This is a genomic window from Georgenia halophila (assembly GCF_039541595.1).
In genome coordinates this window covers 1-508 of sequence record NZ_BAABGN010000017.1, presented here as the reverse complement: position 1 = coordinate 508, position 508 = coordinate 1, and the positions used below count along the sequence as shown (strand labels likewise).

The 508-nt window shown below is 60.8% G+C and carries 1 rRNA gene; it reads left to right on the top strand.

Going from position 1 to position 508, the window contains the following annotated elements:
* Positions 1-105 (top strand): 16S ribosomal RNA (locus ABD907_RS20515); the annotation flags it as partial.
* Positions 106-508: the final 403 nt, after the last annotated feature.

The following is a 508-nucleotide window of genomic DNA, read 5'->3' as shown; positions in this document are numbered from 1 at the left end:
GCCCAACCCCTTTGGGGGAGGGAGCTGTCGAAGGTGGGACTGGCGATTGGGACGAAGTCGTAACAAGGTAGCCGTACCGGAAGGTGCGGCTGGATCACCTCCTTTCTAAGGAGCATCTCGTCATGCGTGCCGTGCGGCGCTGCTTGGTCTTGCGTCTCTTCGGGGGCGCCGGGTCTGGTGGTGGGTGTGCGGTGACGTAGTCGGGGCCGTTGACTGGCCTGTCATCAGCGAGAGGTCGGGACGGTTCACTGCTCATGGGTGGAACGTCAAGGAACTTGTGCATGCTGTTGGGTCCTGAGGAAACAGGCTCTGCCGGCTCCTGCCGTGGTGCGGGGGTCGGGGTTGTTTGGTTCTTCTGGGTGGTTCCTCCTGGACGGGGATGAGATGGAGTGCCTGGCTGTGCCGCCTTGGTTGGTGGTGGTGGTCGGGTGTCTGGTCTGCCGCGGGTGTGAATGTGTTGTTTGAGAACTGTACAGTGGACGCGAGCATCTTCTGATTTCTGTTGTTT